The sequence below is a fragment of the Pseudomonas fragariae (ex Marin et al. 2024) genome, from assembly GCF_059621105.1.
Map to the genome: position 1 here is coordinate 3,192,602 of NZ_CM184369.1, position 16,393 is coordinate 3,208,994.

The 16,393-nt window shown below is 62.2% G+C and carries 1 protein-coding gene; it reads left to right on the forward strand.

The window, feature by feature from the left end; genetic code table 11:
- Window positions 1-14 precede the first annotated feature (14 nt).
- The gene (gene sypB / locus AC54XV_RS13850; protein WP_496718951.1) at window positions 15-16,385 is read left to right on the forward strand and encodes a syringopeptin non-ribosomal peptide synthetase SypB; all 16,371 of its coding nucleotides are present in this window, start codon (window positions 15-17) and stop codon (window positions 16,383-16,385) included.
- Window positions 16,386-16,393 lie beyond the last annotated feature (8 nt).

Genomic DNA, 16,393 nt, shown 5'->3' on the forward strand with positions numbered 1-16,393 from the left:
TGAAAGAGAAAGATGTGCAGCTTGCCGTCAAGGGCGACCAACTGCTCGTCAGCGGCAAGCGCCAGTCCCTCACCGAGCCCGCCGTGCTGGCGATGTTGCGCGAGAACAAGGCGGCGTTGATCGAACTGATCAATGCCGGCGAGTATTACAGCGGCAAGGCCGATGAAGTGGAGGTTCCTGCTCAGGCGATTGCGCCGGGCTGCGAGCGCATCACGCCGGACATGTTGCCGTTGATAGCACTCGACCAGGCCGCCATCGAGACCATCGTGGCCCGCGTCCCTGGCGGTGTGCGCAATGTGCAGGACATCTACCCGCTGGCGCCCTTGCAGGAAGGCATTCTTTATCACCATATCGCCGCCGGGCAGGGCGACCCTTACGTACTGCAGGCACAGTTCACGATTGCCAGCCGGGAACGTTTCGACGAGTTCACCACGGCCTTGCAACAGGTCGTCGATCGCCACGACATCCTGCGTACCAGCGTCATATGGGAAGGCCTGGCCGAGCCAGTGCAAGTTGTCTGGCGCAAGGCTGATCTGGTGCTCAGCGAAATCACCATTGACCCTGCCGCAGGCACCGCCAGCGAGCAATTGCAACAACGCTTCGACCCACGGCATTACCGCCTCGATATCAGCCAGGCACCCTTGCTGCGGCTGGCCTTCACCCACGACGTGGTCAATCAGTGCTGGGTGGCGATGCTGCTGTTTCATCACATCGCCATCGACCATGCAGCCCTGGAACTGGTCCAGCACGAAATCCATGCGCACCTGTACGGCCAGGCCCACACCCTGGGCGAGCCGGTGCCTTACCGTAACTACGTGGCCCAGGCCCGACTCGGCGTCACCAACAAACAGCACGAAGGTTTTTTCCGCGAGATGCTCGGCGACGTCGATGAACCGACGTTGCCGTTCGGCCTGCACGATGTGCGCGGCGACGGCCATGGCGTCGAAGAAGCACACCAGACTTTGCCCATCGAGCTGAGCCAGCGTTTGCGAACTCAGGCCCGGCTGCAAGGAGTGAGCGCGGCGAGCCTGCATCACCTCGCCTGGGCACAGGTGCTCGGGCGCCTTAGCGGGCGTAATGATGTTGTGTTCGGCACGGTGCTGCTGGGGCGCATGCGCGGTGGCGAAGGGGCTCGCCGGGCCTTGGGGATGTTTATCAATACCTTGCCGCTGCGGGTGGCCGTGGGAGAGCAGGACGTGCGCGCCGGGGTCAGGGCGACCCATGCGCATTTGACAGCGTTGCTCGGCCACGAACACGCCTCGCTGGCGTTGGCCCAGCGTTGCAGCGGCGTGTCCGCACCGACGCCACTGTTCAGCGCGTTGCTCAACTACCGCCACAGTTCCGCTGAGGCGGTGACTGGCCAGGCGGTTCAATTATGGGAAGGGATCGAGGTGAGGGGCGGCGAAGAACGCACCAACTATCCGTTGATTTTGTCCCTCGATGATCTTGGCGAAGGATTCAGCCTCAATGTTCAGGCGGTCGCCGGTATCGGCGCCCAGCGGGTTTGCGCGTATATGCAGACGGCGCTGGAAAGCCTGGTGCATGCGCTGGAGCAGACGCCGCAGGCGCCTTTGAACCGCTTAACGATATTGCCAGCCGATGAGCGTGAGCAGTTGCTGGTAGCGTTCAACGACACCGCACTCGATTACCCGCAGCAGCAGACCATTCACGGGATGTTCGAAGCCCAGGTCGAGCGCACGCCGGAAGGGGTGGCAGTGGTCCATGGCGAACAACGCCTGACGTATCGCGAGCTTAACGAGCAGGCCAACCGCCTGGCCCATGCGTTGATTAAGCAGGGGGTTCAGCCGGATTCCCGCGTCGGCATCTGCGTTGAGCGCGGTGCGGATATGGTCGTCGGCTTGCTGGCGATCCTCAAGGCGGGCGGCGGTTACGTGCCGCTCGACCCGGCTTATCCGGCAGAGCGAATTGCCTACATGTTGCAGGACAGTTCGCCTGCCGCAGTACTGGCTCAAACCGCTACTCAGGGCTTGCTGGCCGACGTTTCGGTGCCAGTCATCAATCTTGATCTGAGCAATTGGCAGGACCAATCCGTCCAGAATCCGCAGGTGCCAGGGCTGACTTCAGCGCATCTGGCGTACCTGATCTACACCTCCGGTTCGACCGGCCTGCCGAAAGGCGTGATGATCGAACACCGCAACACCGTTAACTTCCTGAGCTGGGCGCACAGTGCTTTCGACGCTGCTGCACTGGAAAAAACACTGTTCTCCACCTCATTGAACTTCGACCTCGCCGTCTACGAGTGCTTTGCGCCGCTGACCTCGGGCGGCAGTATCGAGGTCGTCAAGAACGTGCTGGAACTGCAACACGGCGAGCACGATATCGGCCTGATCAACACCGTGCCGTCGGCGCTGAAAGCGCTGCTGGAAGTTAACGGCCTGCCGGAATCGGTGCACACCGTGAACGTGGCCGGTGAAGCGCTGAAACGAAGCCTGGTTGAATCGCTGTTCGAGAACACCGGCGTGCAGCGCCTGTGCAACCTCTATGGCCCGTCTGAAACCACTACCTACTCAAGCTGGGTGGCGATGGACCGCGAACACGGCTTCGCTGCGCACATCGGCAAGCCGGTTGGTAATACACAGTTTTACCTGCTGGATGAACAGCAACAGCCCGTCCCATTGGGTGTTGCCGGTGAAATCTACATCGGCGGTGCCGGTGTGGCACGGGGCTATCTGAACCGCGACGACCTGACTGCCGAACGCTTCCTCAAGGACCCGTTCAGCCAGCAATCAGTAGCACGCATGTACCGCACCGGCGATCTGGGTCGCTATCTGCCAGACGGCAATATCGAATACCTCGGCCGTAACGACGATCAGGTCAAAATCCGCGGCTTCCGCATCGAGCTGGGCGAGATCGATGCGCGTCTGGCCAGACACCCGGCCATTCATGAAGCAGTGGTGGCTGCACGCGAAGATGTACCGGGCGACAAGCGTCTGGTGGCTTATTACACGCTGGCGGCAGGGCACACCTCGGCGGACATCGACAGCCTGCGCGGTCATTTGCAGGAGAAATTGCCTGAATACATGGTTCCGGCCGTCTACATGATGCTGGAAAAGCTGCCGCTGACCCCCAACGGCAAGCTTGACCGCAAAGCGCTGCCAGCGCCGGACAGTGAAGCACTGAGCAGTCGTGGTTATGAAGCCCCACAAGGCGAAACCGAAACGCAGATCGCGGCCATCTGGCAAGACCTGCTGGGCGTGGCCAGGATCGGGCGTCACGACAACTTCTTCGAACTGGGCGGACACTCGCTGCTGGCAGTCAGCCTGATCGGGCGCATGCGTCACGTCGGCCTGAGTGCTGATGTAAAAACGCTGTTCAGTCAGCCAACCCTCGCCGCACTGGCCCGTGCCGTGGGCGGCGCTGAACCAGGTAACGGGGAAGTCATTGTACCGGCCAACCTGATTACCCAAGGTTGCGAACGCATCACTCCAGACCTGTTGCCACTGATCAACCTGACCCAGGCGCAGATCGATCAGGTAGTGGCCTGCGTGCCCGGCGGCGCAGCGAATGTGCAGGACATCTACCCGCTGGCGCCATTGCAGGAAGGCATTCTCTATCACCATATCGCCGCAGAGCAGGGCGACCCTTACGTGCTGCACTCACAGTTCACACTGTCGGATCGTCAGCGTCTGGAAGCCTTTGCCAAAGCGCTGCAACAGGTCATCGACCGCCATGACATCCTGCGCACGGCGGTGATCTGGCAGGGGCTGGACGAGCCGCTGCAAGTGGTCTGGCGCAAGGCCGAGCTGAGTATGGAACAGGTCCATCCGGACCCGCGCAACGGCGATATCGCACGCCAGTTGCGAGAGCGCTTCGACATTCGTCACTCGCGCCTTGATCTGACCAGGGCGCCACTGATGCAACTGGTGTTTGCCGAAGACGAAGCCTGCCAGCGCTGGGTGGTAATGCTGCGCTTCCATCACATGGCGCTGGACCACACTACGCTGGAGGTGGTGCGCCATGAGATTCAGGCGTATTTGCTCGACCAGCCAGATACCCTCGGCGCGGCCATACCGTATCGCAACTACGTGGCCCAGGCCCGCCTGGGTGTGAGCCGCGAGGAGCAAGAGGCGTTCTTTCGCGACATGCTCGGCGATGTCGATGAACCGACGCTGCCGTTTGGCGTAAGCGATGTGCAAGGCGACGGTCAGCCGGTCAAAGAGGCTACCTGTGTGCTGCCGTCGACGCTGAGCCTGCGTCTGCGCGCCAGTGCCCGACAACTGGGGGTGAGTGCCGCCAGCCTGCATCACCTGGCCTGGGCTCAGGTGCTGGGCAGGGTATCGGGCAAGCAGGATGTGGTGTTCGGCACCGTACTGATGGGCCATATGCTGGGCGGCGAGGGCACGGAACGGGCACTGGGGATGTTCATCAACACTCTGCCACTGAGGGTTGTCGTGAACGAACAGGGCGTGCGCGCCGGGGTCAGAGCGACCCACGAACGCCTGACCGAATTGCTCGGCCATGAGCACGCATCCCTCGCCCTGGCCCAGCGTTGCAGCGGCGTAGCCGCACCGACCCCGTTGTTCAGCGCCTTGCTCAACTACCGGCACAGCGCCCCGGCCAGTGTGTCCGAACAGGCCAGGCAAGCGTGGCAGGGTATCGATGCCCTGAGCAGCGAAGAACGCACCAACTACCCGCTGACCCTGAACATCGATGATCTGGGTGACGGCTTCAGCCTCAATGTATTGGCGGTCGCGGACATCGATGCCCAGCGCGTCTGCGATTATATGCAGACGGTCTTGAGCCATCTGGTCGAGGCTCTTGAATCCGCACCGGATTCAGCCGTGTGCGGCCTGCCGATAGTGCCGGAAGCCGAACGTCGGCAACTGCTGGTCGCATTCAACGACACCGCGCGGGATTACCCGCAGCAACAGACCGTGCATGGCCTGTTCGAAGCTCAGGTGCGTAACAACCCGGAAGCTTGCGCCGCAATCCACGACGGCGTTGCCTTGAGTTATACCGAACTCAACACCCGGGCCAACCGCCTGGCGCGGCATCTGCTGGGGCTCGGTGTGCAGCCGGGTGACAGCGTGGCGATCCTGCTGGAACGCAGCCATGATTTGCTCGCCAGTCAGTTGGCAGTGCTCAAGTGCGCGGCGGTGTACGTGCCGCTGGACATCAACGCACCGGTCGAGCGCCAGAGTTTCATGATTGAAGACAGCCGGGCGCGTGTCCTGCTGACTCATAGTCAGGTATCGCTGACAACAAGCGCCCAGCGTATTGACCTCGATGGCCTGACGCTGGAGCGTCTGAAAGGCACTGATCTGGCATTGCCGCCGCAGTCCAGCGAAAGCGTTGCCTACATCATGTACACCTCCGGCTCCACCGGCACGCCGAAGGGGGTGCTGGTGCCGCACCGGGCCATTAGCCGTCTGGTGATCAACAACGGTTATGCCGATTTCAATGCACAGGATCGCGTCGCATTTGCCTCTAACCCGGCCTTTGACGCCAGTACCCTGGATGTCTGGGCGCCGCTGCTCAATGGCGGCTGTGTGGTGGTGATCGGGCAGCACGACTTGCTCTCGCCGCTGAATTTCCAGCGCCTGTTACTGGAACAATCGGTAAGCGTACTGTGGATGACCGCCGGATTGTTCCATCAATACGCTTCAGGTCTGGGCGAGGCCTTTTCGCGCCTGCGCTACCTGATTGTCGGCGGTGATGTGCTGGACCCTGCCGTTATTGGACGGGTACTGGCGAACAACCCCCCACAGCATTTGCTCAACGGTTATGGCCCGACCGAAGCCACGACGTTCTCCGCGACTTACGAAATTACCTCGGTCGGCAATGGCTCGATCCCTATCGGCAAACCCGTGGGCAACAGCCGCCTGTATGTGCTCGATAACCAAGGCCAACCGGTGCCGTTGGGCGTGCCCGGCGAGCTGTATATCGGTGGGCAGGGTGTCGCCAGGGGTTATTTGCACCGGGATGAGCTGACCCTTGAGAAGTTCGTCGCCGACCCGTTCAACAGTGACCCGCAGGCTCGCTTGTACCGCACCGGCGACCTGGTGCGCTGGCGTGCCGACGGCAACCTGGAATACCTCGGTCGCAATGACGAGCAGGTGAAGATTCGTGGTTTCCGTGTTGAACTGGGTGAAATCGAAGCACGTCTGGCCGAACACGCCGAGGTTCGCGAAGCCGTAGTGCTGTGCCGTCAGGATGCGCCCGGCGACAAGCGTCTGGTCGCTTATGTCACGGCGCAGCAGCCTGAAACTGCACTGGACATCGAACACCTGCGCAGCCATCTACAAGGCTTGTTACCGGACTATATGGTGCCGGCAGCCTACGTGCAGCTCGATTCACTGCCGCTGACCGCCAACGGCAAGCTCGACCGCAAGGCCCTGCCAGTGCCGGATACGCAGTCGCTGGTCAGCCGTGGTTACGAAGCACCACAAGGCGAAGTGGAAAAACTGCTGGCCTCGATCTGGGCTGATGTACTCAAGGTCGAGCAGGTCGGTCGTCATGATCACTTCTTTGAACTGGGCGGCCACTCTCTGCTGGCGGTGACGCTGATCGAGCGCATGCGCCAGATGGGGCTGAGTGCCGATGTGCGTGCGCTGTTCAGCCAACCGACCCTGGCCGCGCTGGCAGCAGCGGTCGGCGGCGGCACTGAAATCGTAGTCCCGGCCAACCTGATCCCGGAGCGCTGCGAACACATCACCCCGGACTTGCTGCCGCTGATCAGTCTGACCCAGGCGCAGATCGACCTGGTGGTTGCCGGGGTGCCGGATGGCGCCGCAAACGTGCAGGACATCTACCCGCTGGCGCCCTTGCAGGCGGGGATTCTCTACCACCACCTCAGTGCGGGACAGGGCGACCCCTATGTACTGCAATCGCAGTTTGCTTTTGCAAGTCAGGAGCGTCTGGAGGATTTCGTCGTGGCCCTGCGACGGGTTATCCAACGCCATGACATCCTGCGTACCGCGCTGGCCTGGGAAGGCCTCGACGAGCCGGTGCAGGTGGTCTGGCGTCACGCCAGCCTGATCCGCGAGCGTCTGCATCCGGACCCGCAAGGCCCCGATGTGTCTGCACAGCTTCATCAGCGTTTCGACGCACGGCACTATCGTCTGGACATTCGTCAGGCACCGATGATGCGTTTGATTCATGCCTGGGATGAGCCCAACCAGCGCTGGCTGGCCTTGCTGCTGTTTCATCACCTGGCGCTGGACCACACGGCGCTGGATGTGCTGCGACATGAGATGCAGGCCTGCCTGCTGGGCCAGCAAGCGCAACTGGGCGCGCCGGTGCCGTATCGCAACTATGTGGCTCAGGCGTGTCTGGGCCTGAGCCGCGAGGAGCACAAGGCATTCTTCCGCGACATGCTGGGCGACGTCGACGAGCCGACGCTACCATTTGGCCTGCAGGATGTGCAGGGCGACGGTCACGCTATCGAAGAGGCGACGCGGGTCTTGCCTGCGGCGCTGAACCTGCGCCTGCGGGCTCAGGCACGGCAACTGGGCGTGAGCGTTGCCAGCCTGGCGCACCTGGCGTGGGCGCAAGTACTGGGTAAGGTGTCGGGCAAGCAGGATGTGGTGTTCGGCACCGTACTGATGGGCCGGATGCAGGGTGGTGATGGCGCTGACCGGGCCCTGGGGATGTTTATCAACACCTTGCCGCTGCGGGTTGCCGTAGGTGAGCAGGGCGTGCGGGCCGGGGTCCAGGCGACGCATGCGCGACTCACGGCATTGCTGGGCCATGAACACGCGTTTCTGGCACTGGCCCAGCGTTGCAGTGGCATATCCGCGCCGACACCGTTGTTCAGCGCCTTGCTCAACTACCGGCACAGCGCCGAGGCCCGGGTGTCCGAGCAGGCCACACTGGCCTGGCAGGGTATCGAAACCCTCGGTGGAGAGGAGCGCACCAACTACCCGCTGGCCTTGAATGTCGACGACCTGGGCGATGGTTTCAGCCTGAATGTGCAGGTCAGCGGCAACGTAGGCGCCATGCGGGTGTGTGACTATATGGAAACCGCGCTGGAGCAGCTGCTTCTGGCGCTGGAGCAGAACCCCGAAGCGCCGCTGAACAGCATTGCGATTCTTTCGGCTGCCGAACGGGAGCAGCTACTGGTCGGGTTCAATAACACCGCGCTGGATTACCCGCACCAGCAGACCGTGCATGGCCTGTTCGAAGCACAGGTCCGTAACAACCCCGAAGCTTGCGCCGCAATCCACGACGGCGTTGCCTTGAGTTATACCGAACTCAACACCCGGGCCAACCGTCTGGCGCGGCATCTGCTGGGGCTTGGCGTGCAGCCGGGTGACAGCGTGGCGATCCTGCTGGAACGCAGCCATGATTTGCTCGCCAGCCAGCTGGCAGTACTCAAATGCGCAGCGGTGTATGTACCACTGGACGTCAACGCTCCGGTAGAGCGCCAGGCGTTCATGATCGAGGACAGTCAGGCGAGTGTCCTGCTGACTCTCAGTCAGATGTCGCTGACAACCAGCACTCAGCGCGTCGACCTTGACCGCCTGATGCTAAACGGTCTGGATAACGATGATCTGGCGCTTGCGCAGTCCAGCGAAAGCGTCGCCTACATCATGTACACCTCAGGCTCCACCGGCACGCCGAAGGGGGTGTTGGTGCCGCACCGGGCAATTAGCCGCTTGGTGATCAACAACGGTTATGCCGACTTCACTGCGCAGGATCGCGTGGCGTTCGCCTCCAATCCGGCCTTTGACGCCAGCACCCTGGACGTCTGGGCACCGCTGCTCAACGGCGGCTGTGTGGTGGTGATCGGGCAGCACGACTTGCTCTCGCCGTTGAATTTCCAGCGCCTGCTGCTGGAACAGTCGGTCACCGTGCTGTGGATGACCGCCGGGCTGTTCCATCAATACGCCTCGGGTCTGGGCGAAGCCTTTCCACGCCTGCGCCACCTGATTGTCGGCGGCGATGTGCTGGACCCGGCAGTGATTGCACGGGTGCTGGCGAACAATGCGCCGCAACATCTGCTCAACGGTTATGGTCCGACAGAAGCCACGACATTCTCCGCCACCTACGAGATTGTGTCGGTCGACAATGGCTCGATCCCTATCGGCAAACCGGTGGGCAACACTCGTCTGTATGTGCTCGACAGCCAAGGCCAGCCAGTGCCGTTGGGCGTACCCGGCGAGCTGTATATCGGCGGGCAGGGCGTTGCCAAGGGCTATTTGAATCGGGATGAGTTGAGCGCTACGCAGTTTGTCGTCGATCCGTTCAGTGAACAGATCGATGCGCTGATGTACCGCACGGGCGACCTGGTTCGCTGGCGCGCCGACGGCAATCTGGAGTACCTGGGTCGCAACGACGATCAGGTCAAAATCCGCGGTTTCCGCGTTGAACTGGGTGAAATCGAAGCGCGCCTGGCCGAACACGCCGCTGTTCGTGAAGCCGTGGTGCTGTGCCGTCAGGATGTGCCCGGCGACAAGCGTCTGGTGGCTTATGTCACAGCGCAGCAGCCTGTCGACATCGAACACCTGCGCAACCACCTGCAAGGCACGTTGCCGGACTACATGGTGCCGGCAGCCTACGTGCAGCTCGATGCGCTGCCGCTGACTGCCAACGGCAAGCTCGATCGCAAGGCGCTGCCGGCGCCGGATGCGCAATCACTGATCAATCGTGGTTATGAAGCCCCGCAAGGCGAAGTCGAGACCCTGCTGGCAGCGATCTGGGCGGACGTACTGACGGTCGAACGGGTCGGTCGGCATGATCACTTCTTCGAACTGGGCGGTCATTCGCTGCTGGCGGTGATGCTCATCGAACGTATGCGTCAGGTCGGCCTGAGTGCCGACGTGCGTGCGCTGTTCAGTCAGCCGACCCTGGCCGCACTGGCGGCGGCGGTGGGTAGCGGTCGTGAAATTCACGTCCCGGCCAATGGCATTACAGCGGACTGTCAGCGGATTACACCGGACATGGTGCCGCTGGCAAACCTCGATCAGGTCGCCATCGACCGGATCGTTGCCACGGTACCCGGTGGCGTCGCCAACGTGCAGGACATCTACCCGCTGGCGCCGCTGCAGGAAGGTATCCTCTATCACCACCTCAGCGCTGAACGCGGTGATCCGTATTTATTGCAATCGCTGTTCAGCTTCGACAGCCAGGAGCATGTCGACGATTTTGCCCGCGCCTTGCAGTTCGTGATCCAGCGTCATGACATCCTGCGCACTGCGCTGATCTGGGAGGGCCTGGACGAACCGATGCAAGTGGTCTGGCGTCAGGCGTTGCTGATGCGCGAAAGCTTCGATGCCGACCCGCACGGTAGCGACATGGCAGCACAGTTGCACCAGCGTTTCGACGCCAGGCACCATCGCCTGGACATTCGTCAGGCGCCGATGATGCGTTTGATTCATGCCTGGGACGAGCCAAACCAGCGCTGGCTGGCGTTGCTGCAGTTCCATCACCTGGTCATGGACCACACCACGCTGGACGTGGTGCGCTACGAGATGCAGGCCAGCCTGCTGGGGCAGGAGGCGCAACTGGGCGCGGCGGTTCCGTATCGCAACTATGTCGCCCAGGCACGACTGGGCGTGAGCCAGGACGAGCATGAAGTATTCTTCAGCGACATGCTGGGCGACGTCGACGAGCCGACGCTGCCGTTCGGTTTGCAGCAGGTGCACGGTGACGGCCATGGCATCGAAGAGGACCAACTGGCGGTAGGTGCAGACCTCAGCCGCCGCTTGCGGGTCCAGGCCCGTCAACTGGGAGTGAGTGCCGCGAGCCTGGTCCACCTGGCCTGGGCGCGATTGCTGGGTCAGGTCTCGGGCCGTGACGACGTGGTGTTTGGCACCGTGCTGCTGGGCCGGATGCAAGGCGGCGACGGCGCCGATCGGGCGCTGGGGATGTTTATCAACACCTTGCCGCTGCGTGTGACGCTGGGCAGTCGCAGTGTCTGTGAAAGTGTCAGGGAGGTGCATGACAAACTGACCGCGTTACTCGGCCATGAGCACGCCTCGCTGGCACTGGCCCAGCGTTGCAGCGGCGTGGTCGCACCGGCGCCGTTGTTCAGCGCCTTGCTCAACTATCGCCACAGCAGCGTTGCCGTGACCGATGAGGCGCTGACGGCCTGGAATGGCATGCAATCGCTGGGCGATGAAGAACGCACCAACTATCCGCTGACCCTGAACGTCGATGACCAGGGCGAAGACTTCCTGTTGACGGTCCAGACCGTGCCTCTGATCGAGGCCGCACGGATCTGCGCCTATATGCAGCAAACCCTGAACAGTCTGGTCGATGCACTGGAACAGGCGCCGCAAACTCCACTGCACGCCATTTCGATACTGCCGCGCAAAGCGCGTACCCAGTTGCTCGAACAGTGGAACGAGCCTGGCCAGCACTACGCGAATGAAACACCGATCCACCAGCAGTTCGAAGCCCATGCCGCAGAACGGCCGGACGCCGTGGCACTGGTGTTCGAAGCGCAGACCCTGAGCTACGGCGAGCTCAACGCACGTGCCAACCAGGTCGCTCATCGCTTGCTGGCGTTGGGTGTGCGCGCGGATGATCGCGTGGCGATCTGCGTGGAACGTGGCCCGGCGATGATTATCGGCTTGCTGGGCATCCTCAAATCCGGCGCTGGTTACGTGCCACTGGACCCGGCTTATCCCCCTGAGCGCCTGGCCTACACCCTCGGCGACAGCACACCGGTGGCATTATTGAGCCAGCAGTCAGTGCAGCAAGCGTTGCCGGTGTCGCAAGTGCCGGTGATCTATCTCGACGATGCCGGTTTGCAGGACGAATCCGTCGACAATCCGCAGATTTCGGTCAAGCCCGACGACCTGGCCTACGTGATCTACACCTCCGGCTCAACTGGCCTGCCCAAAGGCGTGATGGTCGAGCATCGCAACGTTGCAAGGCTGTTCTCGGCCACCGAAGACTGGTTCGGTTTCAATGAACAGGACGTGTGGGCGCTGTTCCACTCGTTCGCCTTCGACTTTTCGGTCTGGGAAATCTGGGGCGCGTTGCTGCATGGCGGGCGTCTGCTGATTGTGCCGCAGTTGGTCAGCCGTTCACCCGAAGACTTCTACACCCTGCTGTGCAGCACCGCAGTGACGGTGCTCAACCAGACACCGAGTGCGTTCCGTCAACTGATTACTGCCCAGGGCGAGAACGATCAGGCGCATTCACTGCGCCAGGTGATTTTCGGCGGTGAAGCGCTGGAAACAGCGATGCTCAAGCCGTGGTACGCCCGCAACGTGAATGCTGCTACACAGTTGGTAAACATGTACGGCATCACCGAAACGACCGTGCATGTGACCTATTACCCATTGCAGCCTGAAGATGCCCAGCGCGTCGGCGCCAGCCCGATCGGCACGCGTATCCCGGACCTGCAGCTTTATCTGCTCGATACCTGTGGCGAACCGGTACCGGTACCGGTCGGCGTAGTCGGCGAGCTGTACGTGGGCGGGGCCGGTGTGGCGCGCGGCTACCTGAACCGTGAAGCACTGACGGCCGAGCGTTTTCTAGACAACCCGTTCAGTACGGTGCCGGGCACGCGCCTGTATCGCACCGGCGACCTGGGGCGCTGGCTGGCCGACGGCACCCTGGAGTACCTGGGGCGTAACGACGAACAGGTCAAGATTCGCGGCTTCCGCATCGAGCTGGGTGAAATCGAAGCGCGTCTGGCTGAATATCCTGACGTCCGCGATGCCGTTGTGTTGTGTCGTGAGGACGTGCCCGGAGACAAGCGTCTGGTGGCCTATGTCACGACGCTGCACCCGGAAAGCCTGCTGGACATCGAAACCCTGCGCGAGCATTTGCAAGAGACATTGCCGCAGTACATGGTGCCGGCAGCCTACGTGCAGCTCAATGCACTACCGCTGACCGCCAACGGCAAGCTCGACCGCAAAGCCCTGCCAGCGCCCGACCGCTCGGCGCTGGCCAGTCGTGGCTACGAAGCGCCCGAGGGCGACACCGAGATGGCCATTGCGCGGATCTGGCAAGACCTGCTGCAACTGGAGCAGGTCGGTCGGCATGATCACTTCTTTGAACTGGGCGGTCACTCGCTGCTGGCCGTGAAATTGATCGAGCGCATGCGCCAGATCGATCTGGTTGCCGACGTGCGCGTGCTGTTCAGCCAGCCGACCCTGTCTGCCCTGGCGGCAGCGGTGGGCGGCAAGGAGGCCGTCGAGGTACCCGCCAACCTTATTCCCGCCAACTGCGAGCGCATCACCCCCGACATGCTGCCACTGGTCTCACTGAGCCAGGAAGACATCGACCGTGTGGTGTCCAGCGTGCCCGGCGGTCTGGCCAACGTGCAGGACATCTACGCGCTGGCGCCATTGCAGGAGGGGATTTTGTATCACCACCTTGCCGCGGCCGAGGGTGATCCATACCTGCAATACGCACTGTTTGCCTTTGACAGCCTCGAGCGTCTGCACAGTTTCGCCCAGGCGCTGCAAGGTGTCATAGCGCGGCACGATATCCTGCGCACCGCGGTGCTTTGGGAGCGCCTCGATGCAGCGGTGCAAGTGGTCTGGCGTGAAGCCCCACTGTGCCTGGATGAACAGCTGCTGGACCCGGCCGATGGCGACATCGCCGAACAGTTGCTCAAGCGCCTGGACCCTCGTCATACGCGGCTGGACATCCGTCAGGCGCCGATGCTGCGCATCGGCTATGCACAGGACACGGTGAACAACCGCTGGCTGGGCATGCTGTTGTTCCACCACCTGGTCGACGATGCCACGTCATTGCGCATACTGAGCAGCGAAATCGAGGCGCACATGCTCGGTCAGCAAGCCTCGCTGCCGCCGTCCGTGCCTTATCGCAACTACGTGGCCCAGGCCATGCTTGGTGTCAGCCGCGAGGAGCACGAGGCGTTTTTCCGCGACATGCTGGGTGACATCGATGAACCGACGCTGCCGTTCGGTCTGCAGGACGTGCAGGGCGATGGTCGCGGTATCGAGGAAGCGCGCCAGTCGCTCGATATCGACCTGAGCCGACGCCTGCGCGTGCAGGCCCGCCAACTCGGGGTGAGCTCCGCCAGCCTGTATCACCTGGCCTGGGCCCGTGTGCTGGGCGCTGTGTCAGGCAAAGAGGATGTGGTGTTCGGCACCGTGTTGCTAGGTCGCCTGCAGGGCGGCGCCGGGTCCGACCGCGCCCTGGGAATGTTCATCAATACCTTGCCGCTGCGTGTCACGCTGGGCGAGCAGGGCGTGCGCAGTGGTCTGAAAGCCACTCACGCACGACTCAGCGGGCTGCTAGCCCATGAACACGCCTCGCTGGTACTGGCCCAACGTTGCAGCGGTGTACCCGCTTCGACGCCACTGTTCAGTGCCTTGCTTAACTACCGGCATGTCGCCGCCGAGGTCAATCAGCAGACGTTCGATGCCTGGCAGGGCATCGACAACCTGCACGGCGAGGAACGCACCAACTATCCGCTGACCCTTTCAGTAAACGATGAAAGTGTCGGCTTCAGCCTGACGGTCCAGGCCATTGCCTGCATCGACGCGCAACGCGTCTGCGCCTATGTGCAGACTGCGCTGGAAAATCTAGTCAGCGCGCTGGAACAGTCCGGCGAAGTGCCGTTGGCCGGTTTGTCGGTTCTGCCGGCAGCAGAGCGTGAGCAACTGGTGCTCGGGCTCAACGCTACCGAGCTGGATTATCCGCATGAGCAGACCATCCATGGGCTGTTCGAAGCGCAGGTCGAGCGCACGCCTCAGGCGCTGGCAGTAGTCCACGGCGAGCAGCGTCTGACGTATCGCGAGCTTAACGAGCAGGCCAACCGCTTGGCGAATGCCTTGCGCAAGCAGGGCGTTCAGCCGGATTCTCGCGTCGGGATCTGCGTTGAACGCGGCGCGCAAATGGTCGTCGGCTTGCTGGCGATCCTCAAGGCGGGGGGTGGTTATGTACCGCTGGATCCGGCCTATCCGGCGGAGCGGATTTCGTACATCCTGCAGGACAGCGCGCCAGCGGCGGTGCTGGTCCAGGCGGCGACCCGGCATTTGCTGGCAGGCGTTTCGGTGCAGGCCATCGACCTTGATGATCAGAGCGCCTGGCAAGACGAGCCGGTACAGAATCCAGACGTCGAGGGCCTGAACTCGGCACATCTGGCGTACCTGATCTACACCTCCGGTTCGACCGGCTTGCCGAAAGGCGTGATGATCGAGCACCGTAACACTGTTAACTTTCTGACCTGGGCCCACCATGCTTTCAACGGTTCGGCACTGGAAAGGACGTTGTTCTCCACCTCGCTGAACTTCGACCTCGCAGTCTACGAATGCTTCGCGCCGCTGACGTCGGGTGGCAGCATCAACGTGGTGAAAAACGTCCTTGAACTGCAACACGGCGAACACGATATCGGCCTGGTCAACACCGTGCCGTCAGCGCTGAAAGCGCTGCTGGAAATCGACGGTTTGCCAGAGTCGGTCCACACCGTAAACGTCGCCGGCGAAGCGCTCAAGCGCAGTCTGGTGGAAAACCTGTTCGAAAAAACCGGCGTGCAGCGGCTGTGCAACCTTTACGGACCGTCTGAAACCACCACCTACTCAAGCTGGGTCGCCATGGATCGCGAAGACGGCTTCGCTGCGCATATCGGCAGGCCGGTGGGCAACACCCGGTTCTATCTGCTGGACGAGCAGCAACAGCTCGTTCCACGCGGCGTGCCAGGTGAAATCTATATTGGCGGGGCCGGTGTAGCCCGCGGTTATCTGAACCGCGATGATCTGACCGCCGAACGCTTCCTCACGGACCCGTTCAGCCTCACACCGGGGGCGCGGATGTACCGCACCGGCGACCTGGGTCGCTACTTGCCGGATGGCAATATCGAATACCTGGGGCGCAACGACGATCAGGTGAAGATCCGAGGTTTTCGTATCGAACTGGGCGAGATCGATGCGTGTCTGGCCAAACACCCAGCGGTACACGAAGCGGTGGTCATGGCCCGTGAAGACGTGCCGGGCGAAATCCGTCTGGTGGCGTATTTCACACCGACCGACCCGGCAGTGATAACGGATAGCGGGAGTCTGCGCACGCACCTGCAAGGGCTGCTGCCGGACTACATGCTGCCGGCCGCGTATATGCCGCTTGATGCGTTGCCGTTGACGCCGAACGGCAAGCTCGACCGCAATGCCCTGCCGGCACCGGACAGCAGCGCATTTGCCTCGCGAGCCTACGAAGCCCCGGTGGGTGAGGTGGAGATCAAGCTGGCAGCGCTATGGGCGGAGCTGCTCAATGTCGAAAAGGTCGGGCGTCATGACCATTTCTTCGAACTGGGCGGGCATTCATTGTTGGCGGTGACCCTGATCGAACGCATGCGTCAGGCAGATCTGGAAGCCGACGTGCGAGTGCTGTTCGGTCATCCGACGCTTCTTCAGGTGGCGGCCTCGGTGGGGCAGGTCAAGCGGGTGGAGGTACCGCAGACGAAGATCCCGATGCTCAATCGCAAACGCCGTATCTGAAACCACGG